Raw genomic sequence first — 24,612 nt, forward strand, 5'->3', positions numbered from 1 at the left:
TCCACCGAGTGAACCTGCTCACCCGTTCGGTGGGATGTGAGCCACGGAACCCTTCTCCAGTGCGACCCACACCGAGCCGTCGGCGTACAGGCCGTGCGGCTCCGCGCCCGCGCCGAACGCCACCCGCTCGGTGAGGTTGCCCTTGGCATCGATGTGGACGAGCTCGGCTGCGGCCCACAGCGTGAGCCAGCACCCACCGTCCGGTGTCGCGGCGGCGGCATGCGGCTTGGAATCGGCCGCCAGCGGGAACTCCTCGATCTTTCCGTCGGCGCCGATCCGTCCCGCCTGGCTCGCGAGCAGTTCGGTGAACCAGACGCCGTCGGGTCCCGCACTGATCCCGACCGGTCCGGCAGCGGCGGTCGGCAGGGGATATACGGTCACCTCGCCGGTCGTGGTCATCCGGCCGATCGCGTTCGCCTGGTTGAGTGTGAACCACAGGTCGCCCGCGGACGTCGTGATCATGCCGGGGAACGCGCCTGTCGTACCGATCGGGTACGTCGAGACGGCGCCGTCGACCGTGATCCGCCCGATCGTGTCGGTGCTCATCAACGTGCACCACAACGCGCCGTCGGGACCGACGCACAGTCCGTACGGCGCGCCCGCGAGCTCGAACGCCGAGACGGCGCCTTCGTACCCGATCCGCCCGATCCGGTCGTCGCCGTTGCGTGTGAACCAGACGGCGTCGTCGGGACCGTCGATGATCACACTCGGGCGGGCCCCGGGCGCGTCGAGGTCGAAGACCCGGCCCGAGACGGTCGCGACCCGGCCCGTGTGGACGAGGGTTGTCCACACTTCACCACCGGCCGCGACCACGCCGTACGGGGCGCCGTCGACCGTGATTTCACTGACTGACATAGGCGTTCTCCTTCAGGTCGATGACGGTTCCGCGCCAGCGGGAGACGAAGCGGCGGTCGTGGCTGACCACGACGAGCGCACCGGCGTACCGGTCGAGCGCCGCCTCCAGTTCCTCCACGAGCACGAGTGACAGGTGGTTGGTCGGCTCGTCGAGCAGTAGGACGTCGTACGGCGTGGTCAGCACCCGGGCCAGCGCGAGCCGCCGGCGTTGGCCGGTCGACAGCGCGCCGACTCGGGTCTGCAGCGTGTCCTGACGGAACAGCCCGAGAGCGGCCGCGCCAGGATGCCGCGCGAGTGCGGCACGCAGGGTCTCGCCCGGTCGCGGTTCGGCTGACTCCTGTTGCAGGTAGCCGATCCGTCCGTGGCGGTCGACGTACCCGGAGTCCGGTTGGAGCACGCCCGCGAGGACGTCGAGGAACGTCGACTTGCCGGATCCGTTCGGTCCGGTGATCAGCACGCGACCACCGGCGGGTACTTCGAGCGACATCGGTCGCAGCCGGCCATCGACCGCGACGCCGACCGCATCCAGTCCGGCCGCGGCGCCGGTCGTACGGATCGAGGCCGTGAACCGCAGCGGCTTCGCCGGCACCGGCGGCGGGTCGTCCTCGAGCCGGCGCAGGCGCTCCTTCGCGTTGCGGATCTTGCTCCGCTCGGCCTCGTTGACCCGGCCGGTCGCCCGGTCGTACGCGACCTTGTTGTTGTCCTTGATCGGCCGGCCGTACGCGACCCGGTCCGCGGTGGTCCGGACGAGCACGCGCAGCTCCGCGACGTCGTCCTCCCACTGCTGCCGGGCCTGCTCCCGGCGCGCCCGCTCCGCCGCCTTCTCCTGCAGGTAGCCCTGGAAGCCGTTGCCGTAGCGCGTGATCCGGTGCGTGTCGCCGTCGACCTCGACCAGCGTCGACGCGACCCGCTCCAGGAACGCGCGGTCGTGCGACACGACGACCGTCGTGCCGCGCCGGGACCGCAGGTGGTCTTCCAGCCAGGTCGCGGCCGACACGTCCAGGTGGTTCGTCGGCTCGTCGAGCAGCAGGATCTCCGGCGCCGATGCGAGCACGGCGGCCAAATGCAGCCGCGCGAGCTCGCCGCCGGACAGCTCGGACAGCCTGCGATCACCCGGCACCGTCGACAGTCCGAGACCGTGCGTCGCCCGGGCGAATCGCGCGTCCGCGTCGTACCCCTCGCGGATCTCGAAGACGGTCTGGAGCTCGCCGTACTCGTCCAGTACGTCGCGCCCGTCGGCCAGGAGGCCTTCGAGTTCGCGCATCCGCGTCTCGATCCGGCGCAGGTCGGCGAGGGCGTGATCAGCCAGCGCCTGCACGTCGAGATCGAGTGACAACGGGTTGTCCTGCGCCAGGAAGCCGATGCTTCCCGCTGCCTGTGCCGTGCCGTCGGTTGCGAGCTCGAGACCGGCCAGGATCCGCAGCAGCGTGGACTTGCCGGAGCCGTTCTCGCCGATCAGTCCGCTGACCCGTCCCGGCGGGAAGGCGCAGGTGATCCGGTCGAGCACCAGGCGGTGGTCGTAGGACTTGGTGACGTCGTGCAGGGACAGCTGGGTAGACATGAGGATCCTCCTGACCTCTCGCGGGTTCGTGATGGCGAACGGCGGGTCAGAAGATCACTGGCTGCTCCCTAATGCGACGGATGTTGCGTTAAGATCATGCCGTGATCGACGCCGATCGCGCAAGCAGGCCAGGAGGGCGGACCGCCCGGGTGCGGTCCGACGTGCTCGCGGCGGTGGAGTCCGAGCTGGCCGAGCACGGGTACGACGGGCTCACGATCGACGCGGTCGCGGCGCGTTCCGGCGTCCACCGCACGACCTTGTACCGGCGGTGGAAGACCGTGCCCGGCCTGCTGGTCGACCTGCTCGAAGCCGGCGCCGACGACGCGTGGGAGCCGGCCGACACAGGCTCGCTGGAAGGTGACCTGATCGAGGTCAACCGCGAAGTGCACGCCGCGCTGACCGCCCGGCCGTCCGTCACCCAGGCGGTGATCGCCGCCTCGTTCCGTACGGCGGAAGCGGCCGGGGCGCTCACCCGCTTCTGGGAAGACCGCTACGCGCGCACCGCTCTGGTCGTCCGGCGCGCGGTCGAGCGCGGCGAGCTCGCCGCGGAGGTGGACGCGCATCGGCTCCTGCTCACCGCGACCGCGCCGCTGTACCACCAGTTGGTTCTGCTCCGGCAGCCGATGAGCCGCGCCGAGGCCGATCAGCACGCCCGGATCGCCGCGGCCTCGGTCTGCTAATTGCTTTGCGGCGCCGCTCGGCTCCGACCTACCGTGGCAGCCCGCGGCCGATGGGAGATCCGATGAGCACCAACCTGTACGCACTGTCGTTCGATGCAAAGGATCCCGCCGCGCTGGCGCGGTTCTGGGGCGGCCTGCTCGGGTGGGAGGCCGACGGCAACGACCTGTTGCCGGACGCGAAGACCAGCTTCCGGTTGCGGTTCCAGCAGAGCGACCTCGAGAAGGATCGCCCGAACCAGATCCACTTCCACCTGACGAGCCAGACCCCTGAGCAACAGCAGGAGACGGTGGCGCGTGCGGTCGAGCTCGGCGGCCGGCACCTCGACGTCGGGCAGCGGCCCGAAGAGGGACATATCGTCCTCGCCGATCCCGAGGGCAACGAGTTCTGTGTGATCGAGGCGGGGAACAACTTCCTCGCGAACACCGCGTTCCTCGGCGAGCTGGCCTCGGACGGCACACAGGCCGTCGGGTACTTCTGGAGCAAGGCGCTCGACTGGCCGCTGGTCTGGGACCAGGACGAGGAGACCGCGATCCAGGCGCCGGCCGGCGGACCCAAGATCGCCTGGGGCGGACCGCCGGTCAGCCCGAAGGCGCCGAAGAACCGGATGCACTTCGACCTCGTCGTGCCCGCCGACGGTGACGTCGACGCCGAGGTCGAGCGGCTGGTCGCCCTCGGCGCGACCCGGCTCGAGAGCGGCCAGGACGGTCCGGATGCGATCCCGATGGCTGACCCGGACGGCAACGAGTTCTGCATTCTGACCACTCCGCGAAGGTGAGGTCCACCTCCGACTAGGGTCGACACCCGAGGCCCTGGTTCAAGGAGGCGTTGGTGACTGGTCGGTTGGCGAACGAGGTTGTGCTGGTGACGGGTGCCGCCCGCGGGATCGGGCGGGCCGTCGCGGTGAAGGCGGCGGAGGAAGGTGCCGCGGTCGCGCTCGTCGACATCCTGGCCGACGCACTGACCGCGACCACCGCGGAGCTGGCCGAGACCGGCGCGACCGTGGCCGCCGCGGTCGGCGACATCACCGACGAGGCATCGGTGCGGCAGGCGGTCGGGAAGCTGACCGACGACCTCGGCAAGCCGGTCACCGTGCTGGTGAACAACGCCGGCAAGAACTCGTACGCCGACCCCGCGAGAATGTCCGTGGCCGAATGGGACGACGTGTTCGACGTCGACCTGAAGGGTGCGTTCCTGATGTCGCGCGAGGTCCTGCCGCCGATGATCGAGGCCCGGCACGGCTCGATCGTCAACATCGCCTCGATCCACTCCAAGCTGACCACGGCCGGCATGTTCCCGTACGCCGCGGCGAAGTCCGGCCTGGTCGGGATGACCCGGTCGCTCGCCCTCGACGTCGCGCAGTACGACGTCCGGGTGAACGCGGTCAGCCCGGGCTACATCTCCACCGACCTGCTCGAGGAGTTCTTCGACACCATCCCCGGCGAACGCGAGAAGGCGCTCGGCGTGCACCCGCTGGGCCGGATCGGTACGCCGGAGAACGTCGCCGAGGTGGTCTGCTTCCTCGCCTCCGGAGCGGCCGCCTTCGTCACCGGCGCCAACTGGGCCGTCGACGGCGGCCTCGGCGTCCGCTACGCCTGATCACCCGGGCGGTCCCGGGGTGTACGCGCACGCCGCGGCCAGGTCCCCGGTGTCGGGCTTCGGCGTGGTCCGCGGCTGCGTCGCGGTCGACGGACTGGTGGTGGTGGGTTTGCGCGGTGTCGTCGGCGCCGACGGGGTCGTCGGGCGGCGGACCGGGTTCAGCGCGTTGGCCACGATCTCGCGCATCGCGGCATAGTTCGGGTTCCGGCCGTTCGGGAAGTTCTTCTTCTTGTCCAGGTCGATGTTGGCGATCTTCGCGGTCTTGACCCGCTGGCCGAGGGCGACGAGCGGCTCCAGCAGGTCCTGCGGGATGTCGGTGCGGATCAGCTGCTCGCCGGCCGCCGCGATCGCCTGGTAGTTGGTGAGCACGTTCTGCGGGGTGGCGCGCTCGACGATCGCCTTCACCGTGCAGCGCTGCCGCGCCTGGCGGGCGAGGTCGGCCGTCGCCACGCCGTACCGCCCGCGGGCGAACCACAGCGCGTCGGGACCGTCCAGCTTCCGGTTCGGGCCGGGCTCCAGGTACCGGCTGGGCGGGATCTTCTTGTCGTCGTTGCCGCCGACCGGGACCGGGTAGTTGATGTTCACCGTGATCCCGCCGAGCGCCTCGACCAGCTGCGCGAACCCGGCCAGGTTGACCTGCACGTAGTAGTGGATCCGCAGCCCGAGTGCCTCGCCGACCGACAGCTTGAGCACGTCCGCGCCTTTGTTGTCCGACGGGCCGAGGCACTCCGGGCACAGCTTCGGGACGTTGCGGTACATCGCGTCCAGGTAGTACTCGGACTGCTCCTTCTCGCCGTTCGGGTCCCAGAACCCGGTCGGGAACTTCTCGTGCAGCTTCGAGCCGGCCGGGAACGGCATCCGCATGAAGTTCCGGGTCAGCGAGATCAGCGAGGTGTTGCCGGTCTTGGTGTCGATGCTCGCGACCATCACCGTGTCGGTCCGGGTGTCGTCCCGGCCGGGGCCGTCGTCGGCCCCGAGCAGCAGGATGTTCAGCCGCGGCAGCTGCTGCCAGAGGTCCTTCTTCGCGACGATGGTCGGCCGCGTCTGGCTCTTCGTCCCGCCGAACAACTTCTTCACCAGGCCCCGCTGCGCCATCAGGGTCTGGGCGCCGGTGGCCGAGCTGACCGTCAGCGCGAAGCAGACCGCACCGACGACGAGCGCCCCGAGCAGCCGGGACCCCGGTCCGGCGGTGAGCGGGCGGAGCATCTTGTACGAGGTGATCAGGACGATGATCCAAGTGAGTGCGACCGCGACCAGACCGACGATCATCCAGAGCAGCAGCGCCGGGTCGAGCGCCCACCCGATCACCGCGTCGCGCTTCCGCAGCCCGACGTACGCCGCGCCGCCGTACAGCGCGAGGCTCAGCACGATCAGCGTCGAACCGAGCTTGGTCCGGCGAGCGGCGAGGTACGCCGTCCCGGGGAGCAGCAGCCCGAGCACGGCGATCGTCAGCGCCGCGAACGCGGAGCGCCGACGCGAGGTCGTCCGGCGTGCGCGCGACGCTCTGCTCGGGGCCATGCCCTCTACGATTCACTGACGCGGCAAAAAGTTGGCATGATCGATCGAGTGACCGACATTCACGTACGACGGGCGAAGCCGGACGATGCGGAGTCGCTGGTCCACTTACGCGGATTGATGCTGGCCGCGATGGGCAACGACGTCGGCGGACCGGACGCACCCTGGCGGCGTACGGCGCGGGACTGGTTCGCCGAACAGCTCGCCTCGCCGGACACGTTCGCGGCGTACGTCGTCGACGACCCGGGCGCCGGCGTGGTCGCGGGCGCGGCGGGGAACGTGGACGCGCACCCGCCGGGCCCGCGTGACCTCACCACCTTCCGCGGCCACCTCTACAACGTCAGCACCCACCCGGACTTCCGCCGCCGCGGTCTCGCCCGGGCCTGCGTCGCCGCGCTGATGGAGTGGTTCCAGGACGAGACCGGCGTCGGCCAGGTCGAGCTGCACGCGACCGACGACGGTATCGACCTCTACCGCGCACTCGGCTTCAGCGAGTCGCGTTTCCCGACGCTCCGCTTCCGGACCACCAGGGCGTAGTCCCGCGCGCGTCGCGGAGGCAGCCGGACCAGCTCGTCCGCGCGCAGACCGCTCGCGGTCGCGGGCTCGAACGTGTCCTGCAGCCACATGTCCTTCCAGCCGTCCGGCGTCCCTTCGACGAAGCGCACAGTGGTTGCCTTCCGCAACGTGGAGGCGAACTCCTCCCATTCGCCCGGTACGCCTTCCTGGTACGGTGCGGTGCCGCCCCATCAGCCGTTTCCGTCGCCGAGCCGGCTGCAGTCGCACGCCGTTGTGGAGGTCCTTCGCGCTCAATGTGCCGGCGGACCGTCCGTCAGCGAACACGCGGGCCTTGTCCGCTGGGGTGGCCGTGACAGTTCCGGTCGCGTCGTACGAAAGGTTGCGTTGGGCATCGATCGTCAGCCGTGCGAGCTCGGCCGTGTCGCGCGGACCGTTGATCCGGATCGACCGTGCAGCGGCGCTCGTCGTCGTCCAGGTTGGGCAGGAAGATCGCACCGCGGGTGTCGGTCCAGGTCGACTTGCCGGCGTCGTCCGCGCGGGTCAGCAGTCCGTCGCGGTTCACATCGGCGGTCAGCCGCGGGGCGGGCGCCGTACCCCAGGCGGTGAGTGCGGGAGTCACGGCGGTCACCAGGGTCGCGAGGCCTGCGGTCCAGCGGCTCATCGAAGGCTCCTTATTTGATACAGGTGTGCTTCTTCGATCGAAAATAACACGGGCGTATCAGAAACGGCAGGTGGAAATCCGGCGTCCACCTGTGGACGGAGAAGGGTTTCGGGGCACAGTGGCAAGAAGAGAGTGAGGACACGCCCGCCCGGGGCGTGGTGGGAGGAGCTCACCGGATGCGCCGTCGCAGTGTTGTCAGGACGATCGGGTTCACGGTCGCGGTGGTGGCCGGGCTCGGGGTGCTGTGCCAGCTGCCCGCCAGCCCGTTCGCCCGGCACGGGTACCCGGAGCGCGGCGTCGTACCGGCCTCCGCCCAGTCGCCGCAACCTGAGCGCGAGCCGGCCCGATCCGTCGTCTCGCAACGACCGCCGGTACGGCCCGCGGAGGTGATCACGTACCCGGCCGCGGGGACGGGGTCGTACGCCGTCCTTCCCGGGGATCCCGCGGTGATCGGCCGCGGCGGCCCGCTGATGCGGTTCCAGATCGCGGTCGAGGGCGGGATCACCGGGATCGATCGCGGCGCGTTCGCGCGGTTCGTGCGGGCGACGTACGGCGGAGCTCAGGGGTGGGCGTCGCACGGGCTGTGGCGGTTCCAGCAGGTCGGGCCCGGGACGAATCCCGACTTCACGGTGATGCTGGTGACGCCCGGGACGCGGGACGTGATCTGCGGCGCGGCGCCGGACCGGTACACCAGCTGCCGGATCGGGAACCGGGTCGTGCTCAACGTCGCGCGGTGGGTCCACGGCGTCCCTAAGTACGGGGCCTCGCTGACGACGTACCGGCAGTACATGATCAACCACGAGACCGGTCACCGGCTCGGCCGCGGCCACGAGCTCTGCCCGGGCCCCGGCCAGCCGGCACCGGTCATGCAGCAACAGACTCTCGGCCTGCACGGCTGCACTGCCTACGCCTGGCCTTACGTGAACGGCCAGCGCTACAAGGGGCGCTTAGGTCAGTACGACGACCCGGTGCCTCACGCCTGAATGACCGAGAGCACGTTGCCGGCCGGGTCCTTGAACCAGGCGATCAACGGCCCCTGACCTCGGTAGATCCCGAGCTCGTCCTGGTCGTCGCTGTACTTCTCGAACGTCACGCCGCGCGCGACCAGTTCACGCACCGTCGCCTCGACGTCGTCGACCGGGAAGTTGAGCGTCGTGTACTCCGCCGGTACGTGATTCGGCTTCGGGTACACGAGCACCGGGTTGCCGCCCGCGACCCGCAGGCGCAACATCCCGTTCTCCTCGTCGACGCCGAGCCCCAGCGTCCGGCTGTAGAACTCTTTGGCCCGCGGCACGTCATCCACCGAGAACCCACTGAACGCCTTGCTGTCCTGCAACATCTGATGCCTCCTGACTCATTCGACACCAGGGACGTCGACACCAACCGCCCGTTCTCGACACAACCACACGAACAGATGCGTCGGTAGGGGCGAGGCCCTGTCTGGTGGTCCATCGCCTACTGCGGGGCACTCGGCACGGCACCTCGCCGCACGGGTGCAAAGGCCACGATGCTCCGCATCGAGACCTTCGCCCCCGCACGCCGATGCACCGCACCGAGCACCTCCTCGCTACGGCGCTGGACCACCAGACAGGACCTAGTTGTGCAGGACCCGCTGGGGATTGACGGCGGCAGCTACCGACGCGGACTCGAGGCCGTCGGCCACGGTGTGCAGGAGACGGGCCAGGTGGGCCGCGTCGGTCGGGCCGAGGATGCCGGTGACCACGTCGAGCACGCGGACCGTGAGACCGTCGAGCTGCGAGAGCCGCGCCTGGCCCAGCGAGGTGACGCCGAGGGCGGGAGCGGTCCGGGCCATGCCGAGTGCTTCGAGGTCGGCGATCGCCAGCTCGGCCTCGCCGGCGGTGATGCCGACCTGCTGTGCGACCTCGGCGATGGTCGTGCAGCCGTTCGCGATGGCGCTCAGCACGAGCGCGGCGGGCATCTTGATGCCGGTTGCTTCTTGCAGGCCCATGATCAACGGGTGGGCGTGACCCCGGACGCGCTCCAATGCGTCGAGCAGCCGGAGCGCGGTGCTGACATCGCTGATCAGCTGCTCGGTCTGGACGGCCGCGATCCCAGCCGGCCCCGGATGGACAGGTGACGGGACGACGCCGCCGATCACCCGCTCGGGCACCACGAGGGCATTCGCCAGCAGTTGCTCTTCCTCCTCGGATCCCGTCGACAGCGGTCGGATTCCAGCGTCTTCGATGGTCACGTCTCCCAGCCTATGGAGCCGTTCCGACAGCTTCGGCGTGTCCTTCCTGAGGAAACCCTGTGAATCTCACGACGTTCCTGATCTACGCTCCGGCCATGCAGCTGAACGGGAAACGTGTCCTGGTGATCGGTGGCGGCGGTGGCGGGATCGGCCGGGCGACGACCGACGCCCTCGGCAACGAAGGCGCCGCGGTGCTGGTCGCGGACCTCGATCCGGCCCGCGCCGAGGAGGCCGCGCAGGCGGTCCGGACGCGCGGCGGCACGGCGTACCCGATCTCCGGTGACGTCCGCTCGGCGACCGACATCGAGGCGATGGTCGCGGGCGCGGTCGACAAGCTCGGCGGGCTCGACGTCCTCGTCACGGTCGTCGGCGGACAGGTCGCGTTCGTGCCCGCGGTCAAGTTGCACGAGATGGCCGACGAGGACTGGGACACGATCTACGAGGTCAACCTCCGGTACGTCGCCCGCGCGGTCCGGGCCGCGCTCCGCGTGTTCCTCGACCAGGGCACCGGCGGCGCGATCGTCAGCGTCGGCTCCGTCACCGGCTTCATGGCCGCGCCCGCGCAGGCGGCGTACGGCGTGATGAAGGCCGGCATCCTGAGCCTGGCCCGCACGGTCGCCGCGGAGTACGCGCGGGACGGGATCCGGATGAACGTCGCCGCGGCCGGCGCGATCGCCACCGCCGTCGCCAACGCGAACGTCGCGGCCGAGGTCGTCGAGGAGATCCCGGCCGGCCGGTTCGGGCGGTCCGAGGAGGTGGCCCAGGCGGTGGTGTACCTGGCGTCCGACGCGGCGTCGTACGTCACCGGGCAGCAGCTCGTGCTGGACGGCGGGGTGTCCGTGCGCGGCCCGTTCGGGTAATCGAACAGACGGGCGAAAGAATTAGGTTCCGGCGGGTCCGAAAAAGTTTTGCCGGGCGGCCAGAAAGTCCGGATTCGGGCGTGACCTCGGCTCTGCGTCCTCCGTTGGATCTGACGTGACGGTGAACACAACACGGCGCACCGGCACCGCGCTCGCCCGCGTTTTCCAGGCCGTCCACCCTCGAAGTAACAGCCAGGAGGACCAGTGACAACCGCCACCGCCACCCAGACCGTTCAGCGCCGACGCGTGCGTGTCTGGTTCGGTGAGCACGTGATCGCCGACTACAACGCCGAGCCGGCGTTGGCCGAGCGGTATGCAGACGCCATGAGCCGTCGATTCGCCGGTCTCCGGGTCACGAACGACCCGATGCCGACCGTCGACAAGCTCCCCGACCCCCTGCCCGGCGAGCGCATGTGGGACGTAGCACCCCGCTGAGAAGCCTCCGGTACCTTCCGCGTTCCGCACTCACCAGACAACCCACTCGGAACGTCGCCGGTCGAGTCGCCTCACCTCGACCACCCGAAGGCACCGGTGATTCGGCGGCAAGCGAGCGTGGGCGCTCTGCCCCTCGCTTGCCGCCTTTTTCTCCCCTGCAAATGCGCCTGACAAAGACAACCAACCGTTCGCACCGGATCCCCCAAGATCCGGTGCGAACGTTTTTCATTTCTGTGCGTAGTACTCGGGTTTCATCTGGATGAGTTGTACGTAGTTGCCGTCCGGGTCGAGCAGGGTGGCGAACCAGCCGATGCCGCGGTCCTCCGGCGGCACCAGCCACTCGACACCGAGGGTCCGCAGGTGCGCGGCCGCCGCCTCGATGTCGTCCACCGCGAAGTTCACGATGTGCCGCCCCGGCTCGGGGTTCTTCGCCGCGACATCGTCGCGCTGCTCGATCACCAGACCGAACCCGCCGAGGTCGAGATTGCCGTAGCCGTCCACCTCCGCCCGGAACCCGTCGCGGTACCACGCCTTCAACCGCTCGGCGTCCGTACTGCCGAGCAACATGCTGTTCAGAATCACGATCGTCCCTTCCGCCTGACGCTGACGCCGGTACGTCGGAGCCGTGCGCCAGGTCTCGACATGACCCGCCGGTTCGGATGACCCTCGGCGAGGTCCTGGAGTTCAGCAGTACGAGCGGCAGCCGCGATCCACGCCGTACTTGCGGTGAAGCGTCGCCACCAACGCGGCGGGTGACAACTGGCGGCCCTGATGCCAGCTGTTCAGGAACTGCTGCGGTGGGACTGCTCCACGTCGGATCCACCAGACGCCGGGCCCGGTCGGCCAACTGATTCCGAAATGCAGGTGCGGTGGCGTGGGCCGGGCGCTGCCGGTCTTACCGGTTCGCCCCAGAATCTGCCCGGCCCGCACCGTCACGCCCGGTGCGATCCCGCGTTGAATCGCGGAGAGGTGCGAGCCGTAGTACCGAACACCGTCTACGCCCAGCACGGAAACCGACAGGCCTCCCCTGTCGGCGCCCCGGTTGGTCTTCGGATTCCATGAGTCGGCCCGCGTCACCTCGTCGACCCGCCCGTCGACCGGAGCGACGAAGAGGCACCCGACATCCGCGAAGATGTCCGACGCCGGGTAGTCGTGGTGGGTCTGCGAGGCATCCGCGCGGCAGCCGGCCACGGGGAACACGTACCTGTGCACCGGGTCCGGCCGCACCGGCCTACTCGGCCGGGCCGATCGGGTCGTCAGCTGTGCGCGCGGGGTGGCGGTCGTGGTTCGCGGCGCTGTCGAGGCCTTGGTCGATGCTGGGGTCGACGATGGTGCCGGGCGAGGTGTGTCTGGTGCTCCGGACGGCGCGTTGTCGAAGACGCCCGCCGCCGACAGCCCGAACAGGCCACCGCCGCCCACGATCACCACCGCCACCAGGAAGGCAGCCCAGGCCTGCCGCCTCACGGATACCAGAACGCGTTGACCGTCGCCGCGGGATACACCGTTTCGCACGGAATGCCGTTCTTGTCGGCATCCATCCGGTCCGGCATCCCGTAGTACCACCAGTACCGAACAGCCTCGCCGTACGAAGCCCCGCGCGCGACGAGATCCCGGCAGTACAGCCCGGCGGACCAGAACGTGACTCCGCTGATCTCGCGCCCGTTCCAGTACGCGGCGACGGCGCTCCGCGAGTACACGGTCTCGCACGGGATCCCGTTGAGGTCGGCGTCCATGCGATCCGGCTGCCCGTGCAGTCGCCAGTAGTCCACCGCGGCGACGTAGCTGTAACCCTTCGCGTTCAGGTCGCGGCAGAGCAACCCGGCCGGCAGTGACCGGACGTCGCTGACGGCCGGCGCGGAGTTCGACGTCTTCTTGGCCGCCGGTGGCGGTGTGACAGTCTTCGTCACCGTCGGGGCCGGGACGGATGCCGCCGGCGCCACCGCGGCCGGAGTGGTCCGCTGTGTGGCGGCCGTGCGCGACGGATCATCCTTCGTCATCAGTACGACGAGCCACGCCAACAGGACGAGGATGATGCCGACAGCCACTCCGCCGAGCGCTGCCAAGGTCGCGTTCCCGCGATCGTTGTGCCGGTGCCAAGACGTGTGTGAATACAGTTCTCCATTCATGATTCCCCCCGCGAGCCATTGAAGCCTCGTCACTTTCTGCTGTCCATGCTTCAGCGGGGACTGTGCTCGTCGTGGGCCTTCACTGACCTGCGCCGAAGTCGTTCAGCGTGAGCTTGTCGCGGGTCGTGCCGCACCCCAGACAGCGTTGGTAGCGCTGCCCTTCTTCGTTGTGCTCGGTCTTCCACGTGTGCAGGTGGAGCCGACATCGAAGCGGCTTCTTCATCTTTCGACGGTAGGCCGCTAGACCGGTATCGAACAGACCCGTCAGCCGCGGTTTTCCCAGGCCGGCAGGCCTTGGAGTACGTCGGGTAGCGCGCCGACGACACCCAGGCGTTGAGTGCAGCGCGTGAGGGCGACGTACAGGTCGCGGAGGCCGCGTGGCGACTCGATCACGATGCCGTCGGGGTCGACGACCAGGACCGAGTCGAACTCGAGACCCTTGGCCTCGCGGGCGGTGAGGACCGTGACGCCGGACAGGCCGTCGACCGCCTCCTGGATCAGCTCGAGCCGGCTGCGCGACGTGATCACGCCGACCTCGCCGTACGCCGTCTCCTCGGCCGCCATCTTGTACACGTACAGCGCTTGCTCGGCCGCGGGTACGTCGATGTGCCACGGCCGCACGCCCGTGGAGCGGACCGACTGCGGGGCCCGTGCCGACGGATCGACCGCCAGCAGGACAGCCTGCGCGAGCTCCATCACCTCGGCCGGGGTGCGGTAGTTCAGCGTCAGCTCGGCCAGCCGCCACCGGTTGCCGAACGTCTCACCGAGCGCGGACGACCACGTCGTACCGCCGCCGATCGAGCTCGTCTGGGCCACGTCGCCGACCACCGTCATCGACCGCAGCGGGCACCGCCGCGCGATGGCCCGCCACGCCATCGGCGACAGCTCCTGCGCCTCGTCGACGATCACGTGACCGTACGTCCACCGCCGGTCCGCCGAGGCTCGGTCGGCGAGCGTCCGGTCGTCGTCCGCCTCGTAGCGCTCGGCCAGCGCCTCGGCGTCGAGAATGTCCTTCGCGGTCAGGATCTCGGCCTCGTCGTCCTCGTCCCAGTCCGTCGAACCGGAGCCGGACAGCACGTCCAGCGCCCCTTGCGCATAGGCAACGGCCCGTGCCCGCGCCGCACGCTCCCGCGCGGCCTCGGACCCGTCGTCACCGAGCAGCTCCGCCGCCTCGTCCAGCAGCGGTACGTCGGACGGGCTCCAGTCGTCGCCGTACCGCAGCAGGTGCTCGCGGTCCAGCTCCGACAGCTGCGGCGCCGCCGACGCGAGCCGGGCCTCGTCGCCGTACAGGTCCTCGAGCAGCCGCTGCGGGCTGAGCAACGGCCACAGTTGCTCCAGCAACGCGACCACCGTGGGCTCGGAGAGCACTTCCTTGCGCAGCTCGGACAGCTCGTAGTCGTCGAGGAGCTGCTCACCGTCGAGCGGGTCGGTGCCGATCAGCTCGGCGTACTGGTTGGTGAGGTGGTCGGTGATCTCGTTCAGCACGAAGGGTCGCGCCTGGTTGTGGGTGAGGTTGCGGTTGCGCACGCGCTCGTGGGCGGCTCCTACGAACGCCGGGTCGAGCGTGAGCTCGGTCCGCTCCACCGAGACCCGCACCGGGTGCTCCGGCAACCACTGCCGGTCGGCGACCGCCTGCGCGATCACGTCGGCCATCACCGTCCGGCCCTTGACCTCCGCGCTCTCCGGCGTCTCCGGCCGGGTCGCGGTCAGCCCGGGGAACAACTCGGCGATGGTGACCAGCCGGACGCCGTCCTCACCGAGCGACGGCAGCACCTGGCCGATGAATCGCAGGAATGCGGCATTCGGCCCGACGACGAGAATTCCGCGCTTTTCCAGTTGTTCGCGGTGGGTGTACAGCAGAAAGGCCGCGCGATGCAGCGCGATGGCGGTCTTCCCGGTGCCCGGCCCGCCCTGGACGACGAGGATTCCGGGGAGTTCGGAGCGGATGATCCGGTCCTGGTCGGCCTGGATGGTCTGGACGATCGACTCCATCCGGCCGGTCCGGCGGGCCTCCAGCGCCTTCATCAGCACGGCCTCGCCGATCACGCCGGTGCCGGGCTTCGACGCGTCGGCGGCCTCCCGGCCGAGGTCGAGCTGCTCGTCCTGGACGTCGACCACGCGGCGCAGCCGGGTCTGGATGTGCCGGCGGCGGACGACGCCGTGGTTGGCGACCGCGGTCGCGATGTAGAACGGCCGCGCTGCCGGGGCGCGCCAGTCCACCAGCAGCGGCTCGTAGTCGTCGTCGTGCAGACCGATCCGGCCGAGGTGCAGGACCTCGCCGTCGGCGGTGTCCAGGCGGCCGAAGTACAGCCCCTCCTCGGCGGCGTTCAGGCGCGCCTGCCGGAGTTTGAGGTCACGGATCCGGCCGTCGCGCTGGTGCAGCGCCTGCGCGTTGCGGGTGCGGACGAGTTGCTCGTCGTCGGTGCGGGCGTCGGTCCGCGCACGCTCGGCGTCCAGCGCGGCGTAGAAAGTGGTCAGGTGTGCCTGTTCGGCATCGACTGGATTCGGCAATTCCTGTCCCTTGTGCTAAAATACGTCCCGTTGGTTTTCAGGCCGCATTTCTGGAATTCTCCCGGCGGCAGCCACAAATCCTTGAGTTTATCCCGTCACCGGCTTTTCCTGAAGTGGTGTTCCGGGACTGCCGGTTGAGACGGCTTGACCTCAAGTCTTGTTGAGGTATTAGCGTCGTTCGACGTGACTGTTCATCCGCTGCGGCTCGTCGTGCTGACGCGCAATCTCGAGGTGGGCCGGTTCGGGACGGCGGTGACGCGGTGGTCCGCGCGGGAGGTCGAGCGGGCCGACGAGTTCAAGCTCGACCTGATCGACCTGAGCCTGCTGCCGCTGACCGAGCTGCCCGCGCGGATCGACGACGCGGACGCGGTGCTGATCGTCACCGCCGAGTACAACCACGCCTATCCGGGCGACGTGAAGACCGCGATCGACGCCGTACGCCGGCCCTGGTACGCCAAGCCGGTCGGCTTCGTGGTGTACGGCGGACGCTCGGGCGGGCTGCGGGCGGCCGAGCAGCTGCGTCTCGTCTTCGGCGAGCTGCACGCGGTCACGATCCGCGACAGCCTCGGCTTCCGCGAAGAGGACTTCACTGCGGACGGCGAGCCCGTCGACCCGACCACCTCCGCTGCCGCGGCCGCGCTGCTTCGCCAGCTCGCCTGGTGGGCCCGCTGCCTGCGAGACGCCCGCGCGGACACGCCGTACCCGGAATAGGCGGCCGCGGGCCGCGGTTGGCAGTTGGACGTGAGTGCTGAAGCGATCCCCCTGTCCGTGCTCGACCTCTCGCCGGTGCCGACAGGCACACGGCCGTCGGAGGCGTTGCACGAGACGCTGGAACTGGCCCGCACGGCGGAGGCGGCCGGCTACCACCGCTACTGGCTGGCGGAGCACCACAACATCCCGAGCGTGGCGAGCTCGACCCCCGAGGTGATGATCGCGGCGGTCGCGGCGGCGACGTCGACGATCCGGGTCGGATCCGGCGGCATCATGCTGCCGAACCACTCGCCGCTCAAGGTCGCCGAGACGTTCCGCGTCCTCGGCGGGCTGTACCCGGACCGCATCGACCTCGGCATCGGCCGTGCGCCGGGCACCGACCAGCGCACGGCGCTCGCGTTGCGCCGCAGCCGCGAGGCGCTCGGGGCCGACGACTTCACGGAGCAGTACGCCGAACTCCGCGCGTACGCCGAAGGGTTCCCGGCGGGGCATCCGTTCGAGCCGATCAGCGCCCAGCCCGACGACGTACCGCTGCCGCCGGTGTGGATCCTCGGCTCCAGCACGTACGGCGGTCAGGCGGCCGCCGCGCTCGGGACCGGATTCGCGTACGCGGGGCATTTCGGGACGCTCGATCCGGCCGGCGTGATCTCGGCGTACAAGACCAACTATCAGCGGTTCGAGCACGACGGCGGCCCGCACGCGATCCTGGCGCTGGCCGCGATCGTCGCCGAGACCGAGGAGCGCGCGCAGCAGCTCGCCCGCGCCAACGCGCTGTCCATGCTCCGCCTGCGCTCCGGCCGGCCGGGTCCGCTCCCGTCCCCGGAAGAGGCCGAGGCCTACCCGTGGTCCGAGGCGGAAGCGGCCGCTGTCGAGGAGTGGGCCGGCCTGGTGTCCGTCGGCACGCCTGACCAGGTGGCCGGCGACCTTCGCCGCCGGGCCGACGCCGCCGGTGCCGACGAGCTGATCATCACCACCAACATCCACAACCCGGCCGAACGCCGCCGCTCGTTCCAGCTGCTCGCCGAGGCCTGGGGCCTGAAGCCCCGCTGAACCGCGGACCTGTGCCACTCACCAACACCCCGCCGACCGGGCACGACCGGGTCAGCTGCGCCTCAGCGCGGCGATTTGGGCGCGGTTGGTGAGTGCTGCGCGTCCGGCGTCCCGCGGACGTGCTCGAAGATCAGGCTCGTCTCCGCGTGGCTGACCGCCGGATCCGCGGTCAGGTGGTCGAGGACGAACTCCCGGAGCGCGTCCGGGGTCGCCGCGCTGACGTGCAGCAGGTAGTCGTTGGCGCCGCTGACATGGAACAGCGACAGCACACCCGGCAGGCCGGGCACCTTCGTGCGGAACCGGTCGATCTCGTCGCGAGAGTGCGCCCCGATGCGGATCGCGATCAGCGCCTGCAGCGGCCGGCCCAGCGCGGCCAGGTCCACGTCGGCGTGGAACCCGCGGATCACGCCGCGCTCGCGTAACGACCGGACGCGGGTCAGGCACGTCGACGGCGCGATGCCGGCCGCCTCGGCGAGCGCGTTGTTCGGCATCCGGCCGTCCGCGGCCAGCAGACCGACGAGCGTCCGGTCGATCTCGTCGAGCCCTTCCGGCACCGGCCGCGGCGCCGGTCCCGGGCTCCGACGATCCTTCGGCATACCACCACTGTAGGGCTCGTCCACAGAATCCACAGCGTGTGGATGACCCTGTGGACGAATTTTCTTCGGAACTATTGCAGTCTGTGCGCAGAAGATTCCATCCTCCTCCACAACCCCGGTGAGGAGGCAGCGATGACCCAGCTGGACACCAGGTCGGTGCACGCCGGCCGCGACGACCTGGCCGCTCTCGGCGTCCACGTCCCCCCGATCGACCTGTCCACCACCTACCCGCTCCCCGGCGTCGACGCCGGCGGAGCGTCGTACGACGAACTCGCCGAGGGCCGCGGGCCTGACGGCGGGAGCCTCGTCTACCAGCGCCTGTGGAACCCGACCGTCGCTCGCTTCGAGGACGCGCTCGCCGAGCTCGAGTACACCGACGGCGCGGTCGCGTTCGGGTCGGGCATGGCCGCGCTCACCGCGTGCCTGCTCGCCACCGTCGCCGCGGGCCGCCCGCACGTGGTCGCCGTACGCCCGCTGTACGGCGGCAGCGACCACTTGTTATCCACAGGCCTCCTGGGGACAACCGTCACGTATGTGGATCCGGCCGGTGTCGCCGCCGCGATCCAGCCGGACACGGGTCTGGTGATCGTGGAGACGCCGGCGAACCCGACCGTCGACCTCGTCGACATCGCGTCCGTCGCCGCGGCCGCGGGTGACGTGGCTGTCCTCGTGGACAACACCTTCGCCACACCCGTCCTGCAGCAGCCGGCCCGGCACGGGGCGAGCCTGGTGTTGCACTCGGCAACCAAGTACCTCGGCGGTCACGGCGACGTCATGGGAGGCGTCGTCGCGGCCGGCGTGGAGTGGATCAGCCGGCTTCGGCAGGTCCGCGCTGTAACAGGTGGCCTGCTGCACCCGTTGGCGGCGTACGAACTGCACAGGGGACTGCAGACGCTGCCGGTGCGAGTACGGGCGCAGCAGGCGACCGCGATCAAGGTCGCGGACTGGCTCTCCGCGCAACCCGCCGTCGAGCGCGTCCACTATCCCGGACTGACCGACCCGTCCGGCTTGATCGGCCGCCAGCAGGCGGGCCCGGGCGCGGTCCTCGCCTTCACGCTCAGCGGCGGTTACGCAGCGGCGTCCCAGGTGGCGAGCCGCGTGAAGCTGATCACCCACGCCGTCTCGCTGGGCGGAGTCGACACGCTGATCCAGCACCCCGCCGCCCTCACCCACCGCCTCGTAGCCGCCGACGCGAAGCCGTCACCCGGCCTCCTCCGCCTGAGCCTCGGCCTAGAGGACCCCGAAGACCTCACCAGCGACCTCGCCGAGGCCCTCGCCTGACCACACTTTGGGCACCCACCAACCACTTCCCGCCCACGAAACTGGTTGGTGCGTGCACAAAGTGGATTCTGCGGAGGGCAGAAAGTCTGCTCAGGGCAGATTCGGGGCGGAGGGCCCGGGTGGGGTGGCACACTCGGTACAGGAGATCCGGACGCGAGGAGGGCCAGACGTGTTGCTACGCCAGGTGATCGGGAACGTGTTCCGCCGGCTGCGGCACGAGCGGGGAATCACCCTGCGTGAGCTCGCCGAGCTGGCCCAGGTGTCGGTGCCGTACCTGTCCGAGATCGAGCGCGGCCGCAAGGAGCCGTCCTCGGAGATCCTCGCCGCGATCTGCCGGGCGCTCGGGCTGGAGCTGTCCGACCTGTTGTCCGAGGTGCAGTTCGACCTGACCACCGCGGTCCGGAAGACGCTGCCGGTCCGGCTGCAGACCGCCGCGATCCGGGTCGAGGACCGCGGTGCGCAGCGCATCCCGTCCGGTCCGCGCGCCTACTCCGCCCCGGCCACGGCGTACACGCTGGTCGCCTAGAAAAATCAGTCACGCCGGGCGGGCCGATGTCCCTAGCCTGACCTGGTGCCGAACTACGTGAAGCGCCGAGAGCCTGCCGCGCCGGGCTCGATCCCGGCCGTCCTGAACATGTTCCAGAACGAGGTCCGGTTCTACCAGGAGATCGCGCCGGTCGTCGGCGTACGCGTGCCCGAGTGCTACCAGGCCGAGTCCGGTCCGGCCGGAACGCGCCTGGAGCTGGAAGACATCTCCGGCTGGACGCCCGGCGCGGAGCCGGAGGCCGGCGCGCGCACTCTCCGCGAGCTGCACGACCGCTGGAGGGGGCGGGCCCACAACAAGTGGGCCTGGCTGCGACAGCCCAGCGCCGGGGATGTCCTGGTGGCCGGGCTGTACGACCGCACGTGGCCGGCGTTGGCGAAGCGGTCGGACCTGTCCGCCCCTGTTCGTGCGTTCGGCGAGCGGATGGTGGGCAGGGTGCTCGACGCGGAGGCCGAGGTGGCGTGGGCGGGTGAGCCGACGTTGGTGCACGGCGACGCGTCGGCGGCGAACATGCGGACCGGACCGGACGGCGCGGTCGCGCTGCTCGACTGGGAGGACGTGTCGGCGGCGCCCGGCGTGCTCGATCTGGCCTGGTTCCTGGTGTCGTCGGTGGAGCCGGCGAGGTGGGACGAGGCGCTGGCGGCATACGGCGATCTGAGCGGTCTGAGCGCCGTCCTGCCGTCGGTCGCAATCCAGGGGTATCTGAGCCTGTCGGACCTGCCGGACGGTTCGGCCGTCGAGTGGAACGCTCGCCTGGAAGCGGCGGTGGGGATGCTGTGAAGTACGTCGTACGGTTCCCGGTCGACGATCGCGAATTGTCCGCGCTGCATGCGGCCGCGTTCGACAGTGCAGTGAGTGTGCAGCCCTGGGGCGCGCAGCTGGAGCGGTGGGCGCTGACCTGGGTAGGGGCCTTCAGCAACGATCAGCTGGTCGGGTTCGTCCAGGTGTGCTGGGACGGCGGGTCGCACGCGTTCGTGCTGGACACCGCCGTCCACCCCGACCACGGTCGGCAGGGCATCGGCAAGCAGCTCGTGCTGACCGCGGCCGAAGAGGCGCGTCAGGCCGGGTGTGAATGGCTGCACGTCGACTACGAGCCGCACCTCAAGCCCTTCTACGAAGAGGCCTGCGGCTTCCGCCCGACCGACGCCGGCCTGCTCAAGCTCCGGTGACGGTCAGGCCTTCAGTGGAGATGCACGACGTCAGGCAGCGTTCCTTCGCGTCGCCGAGCAGGTCCGCGGTCCAGGTGGTGAAGCCGCCGTCGCCCAGTCCTGCGCCAGCGCGGTCGATGCCGAGCGCGGTGCCCGCGTAGTAGCCCGCGCTCTTGGTCCGCTCGGTGTCCTCGGTGAACGCGACGCCGAGCGCCGGGCGGACGGTGTCTTCGATCCGGTCGCGCAGCGCCGACTCCGTGAACGCCGTGAAGGTGAGTTCAGCCTTCTCGCCGAGTACGGCGTGCCAGAAGCTCAGGTGGTCGATCAGCAGCTCCGCCTCGGTCCGGCACGACCCGGTGTCCCGCGCGCTCGACACCAGCACGAACAGCTCGAAGTGCGCCGACATCGCCGGCTCGTCGAACGGTTGCGCGCGGACGACCCGCTGACACGCCGCCAGGTGGACGCGGTCCTGCCCGGCACGACGTCGTACGGCGGCCTCGACGGCCAGCTCGTTGGTCGGATCGCTGGCGACCTCAGTGCCGCGGATGGTGCTGACCACCTGGTGCTGGTTGACGGTCGCGACCGCCGAACTCGTCCCCAGCGGCGTGATCGGGGACAGCTGCACGCCGTCGAACTTCTCCGGCAGCAGGTCCCAGAGCCGCTGCTGGGTCTTCACCAGCTCCCGCGGATCGATGGTGGACGGCCGCACGAACCGGTCCTGCTGCCAGCGCTGCAGGAGCCGCGCCGGCGTCACCTTGGCGGCGCGCTCCCGTGTCACGTCCAGCAGGACCGACTGCAGTTCGGACTGGCTCAACCCGTCGACGAGGGCGTCCCGGCTGCCCGCCGGCAGCTTCGCCCAGAATCGTTCGCTGACGTCTCCCATCGCTCCACTCTGACGGACAATTCGGGTGCTCCGCGCGCCATTTTTGCCGTATCTTCGGATCTATGAGCCCCCCGCGTTGACGCACCGATCGAGGGTTGTCGCTCCGGATCATCGCCTTCGAGGCGTTGCAGGACTTCATCCCGCTCTACCCGCTGTATCAGCTGCTGTTCGCCGACCACGGGCTGTCGGCTGCCCAGATCTCGACGCTGTTCGTCATCTGGTCGGCGACCGGATTCGTGCTCGAGGTGCCCTCCGGCGCCTGGGCCGACACGTATTCGCGACGCAAGCTGCTGATCCTGGGCGCCCTGCTCAGCGCCGTCGGGTACGCCGTATGGATCTCGCTGCCGTCGTACGCCGGGTTCGCGCTCGGCTTCGTGCTCTGGGGTACGTCGTCCGCGCTGATCTCGGGCACCTACGAGGCGTTCGTGTACGACGAGCTGGCGGCGCGGGACCGCACCGAGCACTTCCCGACGCTCCTCGGCCGCGCGCGCTCCGCGTCGTTCGTGATGAACCTGGCGGCGACCGCGCTGGCGACACCGCTGTTCGACCTCGGCGGATACGCCCTGGCCGGGGTGGTGAGCGTGCTGAGCTGCCTGACCCAGGCCGCCGTCGCGTGGTCGTTGCCCGAGGCGCGCGCGGTCGAGGCCGCGCGGGAGTCGGACGAACCTGGCGCCCGGGCAGCGTTCGCCGCTTACCTGGCCATGTTGAAGTCCGGTGTGGCTGAGGTGCTCACGAGTCGATTGGTGCGGCGGGCGGTCCTTCTGGTCGCGCTGCTCGGCGGGTTCCTGGCGTTCGACGAGTATTTCCCGCTGCTCGCCCGCGAGACCGGGGCGGCGACCGGCGTGATCCCGCTGCTGATTGCCGGAACCGTTGCCGCGCAGGCGATCGGCGGCGCGCTCGCCGGTGCGGCCTACAAGTTGCCAGCAGCAACTTTCGCGGCGGGTCTGGCGGCGACGGCGGTGCTGATCGCGACCGGTGCGCTGAGCGGATCCGCGTGGGGCTTCCTGCCGATCGCGATCGGGTACGGCGTCATGCAGCTGGTGATCGTGGTGTCCGAGTCGCGGTTGCAGGACGCGATCACCGGCCCGGCGCGGGCGACCGTGACGTCGGTGTCCGGCCTGTTCGCGGAGGTCTCCGCGATCGCGGTGTACGGCGGATTCGCGCTCGGATCGCTGTGGTTCACGATGTCGGTCCTCGTGGCGGCGTTGACGATCCCGGTGCTGCTGACGGCGTTCGTCGTACCGTTCACGCTGCCGGCGCCGCGCAGTTCGGTCAGCGCCGAAGCGAGTGACACCTAGCCTCACATCATGGGCTTCGAGGACGTTCCACACGTATGAGGAAACAGGGTGCGCTCACCGCCGGTGCGGCCGCGGTGACGGTGGTGTTGTGGGCGTCGGCGTTCGTCGCGATCCGGCACGTCGGCGAAGAGATCTCGGCGGGCGCCCTCTCGCTGGGCCGACTGCTGATCGGCAGCGTGCTGCTCGGGATCTTCGTCTTCAGCAGGCCGCGCCGATGGCCGGCTCGGGCGGACTGGAAGTACCTGCTGGTCTGCGGGCTGCTCTGGTTCGGGGTCTACAACGTCGCGCTGAACGCGGCCGAGCGGCACCTCGACGCCGGGACCACGTCGATGCTGGTGAACACCGGGCCGCTGCTGATCGCCCTGCTGGCGGGGATGGTGCTGGGTGAGGGATTCCCGCGGCAGTTGGTGATCGGCAGTCTGGTCGCCTTCGGCGGAGTGGTGGTGATCGGCCTGTCCTCCTCGCACGGCGGCGCCGATGCCTGGGGCGTGATGCTCTGTGTGGTGGCCGCGGCGGCGTACGCGATCGGTGTCGTGGCGCAGAAGCCGTTGCTGGGCCGTCTGCCCGCACTCGAGGTGACCTGGTTGTCCTGCGTAATCGGCGCCGTCGCCTGCCTGCCGTTCGGGCCGACGCTGCTGCGCGAGGTGTCCGACGCGCGTCCGTCCACCGTGTGGTGGGTGGTGTTCCTCGGTGCGTTTCCGACCGCCATCGCGTTCACCACCTGGGCCTACGCGCTCGCCCGGACGACGGCCGGCCGGATGGGCGCCACGACGTACCTCGTGCCGCCGATCACGATCTTCCTCGGCTGGCTGCTTCTCGGTGAGAGCCCGGTGCTGCCGGCTTACGCCGGAGGCCTGCTGTGCCTCGGCGGGGTCGCGATCTCGCGCTACCGGCGCATGCCGGCGACCAAGGTGGACAGCCCCGATTCGAAGCCGCTGTCGAAGTCGTAGGCGAGTCCGTCCTCGCCGAGCTCGTTGACGATCCGGGCCAGGGTCGGCGCCCTGTCCGCGGGCAGCGCGCGGACGCGGGTCAGCAGGTCGGGGGCGAGTTCGAAAGTCTCCGCGCGGACGGACGCCTCGCCGAGGCTGAAGCCGTGGATGAAATCGATCAGCGTGTTCGCGGCCTCGAAGATCTCGCGCGGCGCGAGACCGGCCCGGTCGAGAGCCCGGTAGAACGGCTCCATCGTGACCACGACGACGTCCGACACCGCGGACGTGTCGGACAGCACCTGCAGCGCGAGATTCGGGTGCTGCCGCAGACCGTCGCGGTAGGCGCGGGCGGCCACCTTGAGTTGCTCGTCCCACGGCACGGTGTCGCCCGGATCCGGGAGCTCCAGGCCGGCGAACACCAGCTCCGCGAGGCCGGCCAGCACGGCGGCCTTGTTCGGCAGGTGGTGGTACAGCGACATCGGGTTGACCTGCAGCGTGGCCGCGAGCCGCCGCATGGTCAGCGCGTCGATGCCGTCGTCGTCGACGATCCGCAGCGCGGCGGTCAGGATCGCCTCCCGGCTCAGTCGCTCCTCTCCGGCGCGCGGCCGTCCGGAGCGCTTGCCGTCGTTAACCATACGCCGTA

At 70.1% G+C, this 24,612-nt stretch carries 29 protein-coding genes; 15 read left to right on the top strand and 14 right to left on the bottom strand.

All coding sequences use genetic code 11. From position 1 onward, the window contains the following. Positions 1-18: 18 nt before the first annotated feature. Positions 19-855: a Vgb family protein gene (locus ACWEOO_RS23595; RefSeq protein WP_452144833.1), complete on the bottom strand. Its 837-nt coding sequence runs from the start codon at positions 853-855 to the stop codon at positions 19-21. Then, a complete protein-coding gene (locus ACWEOO_RS23600; protein WP_452144834.1) occupies positions 842-2,416 on the bottom strand; it encodes an ABC-F family ATP-binding cassette domain-containing protein in 1,575 nt (524 codons plus the stop codon). Before ACWEOO_RS23600 ends, ACWEOO_RS23595 begins: the two co-directional genes overlap by 14 nt. Before the next feature lie 101 nt (positions 2,417-2,517). Between ACWEOO_RS23600 and ACWEOO_RS23605 the strand changes: the two genes are divergently transcribed. The 3 genes from ACWEOO_RS23605 (at position 2,518) to ACWEOO_RS23615 (ending at position 4,693) form a co-directional block, all read left to right on the top strand. Further along, positions 2,518-3,096, top strand: coding sequence for a TetR/AcrR family transcriptional regulator (locus ACWEOO_RS23605; RefSeq protein ID WP_452144835.1), 579 nt, complete (start codon positions 2,518-2,520; stop codon positions 3,094-3,096). A 62-nt stretch (positions 3,097-3,158) separates the two neighbouring features. Beyond that, positions 3,159-3,872, top strand: coding sequence for a VOC family protein (locus ACWEOO_RS23610; RefSeq protein WP_359935999.1), 714 nt, complete (start codon positions 3,159-3,161; stop codon positions 3,870-3,872). A gap of 53 nt (positions 3,873-3,925) precedes the next feature. After that, a complete protein-coding gene (locus tag ACWEOO_RS23615; RefSeq protein WP_452144836.1) occupies positions 3,926-4,693 on the top strand; it encodes an SDR family NAD(P)-dependent oxidoreductase in 768 nt (255 codons plus the stop codon). Here ACWEOO_RS23615 and ACWEOO_RS23620 read toward each other — a convergent pair whose 3' ends face one another. Then, a complete protein-coding gene (locus tag ACWEOO_RS23620) occupies positions 4,694-6,211 on the bottom strand; it encodes an LCP family glycopolymer transferase (RefSeq protein WP_452144837.1) in 1,518 nt (505 codons plus the stop codon). A 36-nt stretch (positions 6,212-6,247) separates the two neighbouring features. Here ACWEOO_RS23620 and ACWEOO_RS23625 point away from each other — a divergent pair, with 36 nt between their 5' ends. Continuing rightward, a complete protein-coding gene (locus tag ACWEOO_RS23625) occupies positions 6,248-6,745 on the top strand; it encodes a GNAT family N-acetyltransferase (RefSeq protein ID WP_452144838.1) in 498 nt (165 codons plus the stop codon). Positions 6,746-7,037: 292 nt separating this feature from the next. On the opposite strand, the gene ACWEOO_RS23630 is transcribed toward ACWEOO_RS23625, so the two are convergent. Continuing rightward, on the bottom strand, positions 7,038-7,385 hold the full coding sequence (locus ACWEOO_RS23630) for a hypothetical protein (RefSeq protein WP_452144839.1): 348 nt from the start codon (positions 7,383-7,385) through the stop codon (positions 7,038-7,040). A gap of 176 nt (positions 7,386-7,561) precedes the next feature. Here ACWEOO_RS23630 and ACWEOO_RS23635 point away from each other — a divergent pair, with 176 nt between their 5' ends. Next, positions 7,562-8,368: a DUF3152 domain-containing protein gene (locus tag ACWEOO_RS23635; RefSeq protein ID WP_452144840.1), complete on the top strand. Its 807-nt coding sequence runs from the start codon at positions 7,562-7,564 to the stop codon at positions 8,366-8,368. Here ACWEOO_RS23635 and ACWEOO_RS23640 read toward each other — a convergent pair. Further along, the gene (locus ACWEOO_RS23640) at positions 8,359-8,724 is read right to left on the bottom strand and encodes a VOC family protein (RefSeq protein ID WP_359935989.1); all 366 of its coding nucleotides are present in this window, start codon (positions 8,722-8,724) and stop codon (positions 8,359-8,361) included. The genes ACWEOO_RS23635 and ACWEOO_RS23640 overlap by 10 nt on opposite strands. Positions 8,725-8,979: 255 nt before the next feature. Then, a complete protein-coding gene (locus ACWEOO_RS23645) occupies positions 8,980-9,597 on the bottom strand; it encodes a MarR family transcriptional regulator (protein ID WP_452144841.1) in 618 nt (205 codons plus the stop codon). Between the two features lie 59 nt (positions 9,598-9,656). On the opposite strand from ACWEOO_RS23645, the gene ACWEOO_RS23650 reads away from it, so the two are divergent. Together ACWEOO_RS23650 and ACWEOO_RS23655 are read left to right on the top strand one after the other, a co-directional pair. Then, positions 9,657-10,457 carry an SDR family NAD(P)-dependent oxidoreductase gene (locus tag ACWEOO_RS23650; protein ID WP_452144842.1) on the top strand — a complete coding sequence of 267 codons (801 nt, stop codon included), beginning with the start codon at positions 9,657-9,659 and terminating at the stop codon, positions 10,455-10,457. 204 nt (positions 10,458-10,661) lie between these two features. Further along, complete coding sequence (locus ACWEOO_RS23655) at positions 10,662-10,892, top strand: hypothetical protein (RefSeq protein WP_359935983.1); 231 nt, start codon at positions 10,662-10,664, stop codon at positions 10,890-10,892. A gap of 225 nt (positions 10,893-11,117) precedes the next feature. Here ACWEOO_RS23655 and ACWEOO_RS23660 read toward each other — a convergent pair whose 3' ends face one another. The 5 genes from ACWEOO_RS23660 to ACWEOO_RS23680 all read right to left on the bottom strand — a co-directional run bounded on the left by ACWEOO_RS23660 (position 11,118) and on the right by ACWEOO_RS23680 (position 15,529). After that, on the bottom strand, positions 11,118-11,474 hold the full coding sequence (locus ACWEOO_RS23660; protein WP_452144843.1) for a VOC family protein: 357 nt from the start codon (positions 11,472-11,474) through the stop codon (positions 11,118-11,120). A 102-nt stretch (positions 11,475-11,576) separates the two neighbouring features. Continuing rightward, positions 11,577-12,356 carry a M23 family metallopeptidase gene (locus ACWEOO_RS23665; protein WP_452144844.1) on the bottom strand — a complete coding sequence of 260 codons (780 nt, stop codon included), beginning with the start codon at positions 12,354-12,356 and terminating at the stop codon, positions 11,577-11,579. Further along, positions 12,353-13,018, bottom strand: a complete 666-nt coding sequence (locus ACWEOO_RS23670) for a hypothetical protein (protein ID WP_452144845.1) — start codon at positions 13,016-13,018, stop codon at positions 12,353-12,355. The genes ACWEOO_RS23665 and ACWEOO_RS23670 overlap by 4 nt, the downstream gene beginning before the upstream one ends. Positions 13,019-13,097: 79 nt before the next feature. Next, the gene (locus ACWEOO_RS23675) at positions 13,098-13,241 is read right to left on the bottom strand and encodes a hypothetical protein (protein ID WP_452144846.1); all 144 of its coding nucleotides are present in this window, start codon (positions 13,239-13,241) and stop codon (positions 13,098-13,100) included. A gap of 41 nt (positions 13,242-13,282) precedes the next feature. Further along, positions 13,283-15,529, bottom strand: a complete 2,247-nt coding sequence (locus tag ACWEOO_RS23680; RefSeq protein ID WP_452144847.1) for a HelD family protein — start codon at positions 15,527-15,529, stop codon at positions 13,283-13,285. A gap of 183 nt (positions 15,530-15,712) precedes the next feature. Here ACWEOO_RS23680 and ACWEOO_RS23685 point away from each other — a divergent pair, with 183 nt between their 5' ends. Both ACWEOO_RS23685 and ACWEOO_RS23690 read left to right on the top strand, forming a co-directional pair. After that, complete coding sequence (locus tag ACWEOO_RS23685) at positions 15,713-16,240, top strand: NADPH-dependent FMN reductase (RefSeq protein ID WP_452144848.1); 528 nt, start codon at positions 15,713-15,715, stop codon at positions 16,238-16,240. Positions 16,241-16,270: 30 nt separating this feature from the next. Then, positions 16,271-17,290 (top strand): LLM class flavin-dependent oxidoreductase, encoded by a 1,020-nt coding sequence (locus ACWEOO_RS23690; protein WP_452144849.1) that lies wholly within the window; start codon positions 16,271-16,273, stop codon positions 17,288-17,290. Positions 17,291-17,352: 62 nt separating this feature from the next. Here the strand turns inward: ACWEOO_RS23690 and ACWEOO_RS23695 are convergent, their stop codons facing one another. Continuing rightward, entirely contained in the window at positions 17,353-17,886 is a 534-nt protein-coding gene (locus ACWEOO_RS23695) for an Lrp/AsnC family transcriptional regulator (protein WP_359935966.1), read from the bottom strand. Positions 17,887-18,018: 132 nt separating this feature from the next. Here ACWEOO_RS23695 and ACWEOO_RS23700 point away from each other — a divergent pair, with 132 nt between their 5' ends. The 4 genes from ACWEOO_RS23700 to ACWEOO_RS23715 all read left to right on the top strand — a co-directional run bounded on the left by ACWEOO_RS23700 (position 18,019) and on the right by ACWEOO_RS23715 (position 20,880). Beyond that, positions 18,019-19,167: a trans-sulfuration enzyme family protein gene (locus tag ACWEOO_RS23700; protein ID WP_452144850.1), complete on the top strand. Its 1,149-nt coding sequence runs from the start codon at positions 18,019-18,021 to the stop codon at positions 19,165-19,167. Positions 19,168-19,336: 169 nt separating this feature from the next. Further along, a complete protein-coding gene (locus ACWEOO_RS23705) occupies positions 19,337-19,693 on the top strand; it encodes a helix-turn-helix domain-containing protein (protein ID WP_359935962.1) in 357 nt (118 codons plus the stop codon). A 45-nt stretch (positions 19,694-19,738) separates the two neighbouring features. Further along, the gene (locus ACWEOO_RS23710) at positions 19,739-20,491 is read left to right on the top strand and encodes a phosphotransferase family protein (protein WP_452144851.1); all 753 of its coding nucleotides are present in this window, start codon (positions 19,739-19,741) and stop codon (positions 20,489-20,491) included. Further along, positions 20,488-20,880: a GNAT family N-acetyltransferase gene (locus tag ACWEOO_RS23715; RefSeq protein ID WP_452144852.1), complete on the top strand. Its 393-nt coding sequence runs from the start codon at positions 20,488-20,490 to the stop codon at positions 20,878-20,880. The genes ACWEOO_RS23710 and ACWEOO_RS23715 overlap by 4 nt, the downstream gene beginning before the upstream one ends. On the opposite strand, the gene ACWEOO_RS23720 is transcribed toward ACWEOO_RS23715, so the two are convergent. Continuing rightward, positions 20,867-21,742, bottom strand: coding sequence for a hypothetical protein (locus ACWEOO_RS23720; protein ID WP_452144853.1), 876 nt, complete (start codon positions 21,740-21,742; stop codon positions 20,867-20,869). The two genes, ACWEOO_RS23715 and ACWEOO_RS23720, sit on opposite strands and share 14 nt — an antisense overlap. A 95-nt stretch (positions 21,743-21,837) precedes the next feature. Here ACWEOO_RS23720 and ACWEOO_RS23725 point away from each other — a divergent pair, with 95 nt between their 5' ends. Both ACWEOO_RS23725 and ACWEOO_RS23730 read left to right on the top strand, forming a co-directional pair. Continuing rightward, the gene (locus tag ACWEOO_RS23725) at positions 21,838-23,040 is read left to right on the top strand and encodes an MFS transporter (RefSeq protein ID WP_452144854.1); all 1,203 of its coding nucleotides are present in this window, start codon (positions 21,838-21,840) and stop codon (positions 23,038-23,040) included. Positions 23,041-23,075: 35 nt separating this feature from the next. Further along, complete coding sequence (locus ACWEOO_RS23730; RefSeq protein WP_452144855.1) at positions 23,076-23,990, top strand: DMT family transporter; 915 nt, start codon at positions 23,076-23,078, stop codon at positions 23,988-23,990. On the opposite strand, the gene ACWEOO_RS23735 is transcribed toward ACWEOO_RS23730, so the two are convergent. Continuing rightward, positions 23,927-24,604 carry a TetR/AcrR family transcriptional regulator gene (locus tag ACWEOO_RS23735; RefSeq protein WP_452144856.1) on the bottom strand — a complete coding sequence of 226 codons (678 nt, stop codon included), beginning with the start codon at positions 24,602-24,604 and terminating at the stop codon, positions 23,927-23,929. The two genes, ACWEOO_RS23730 and ACWEOO_RS23735, sit on opposite strands and share 64 nt — an antisense overlap. Positions 24,605-24,612: the final 8 nt, after the last annotated feature.

The sequence above is a fragment of the Kribbella sp. NPDC004138 genome, from assembly GCF_053603655.1.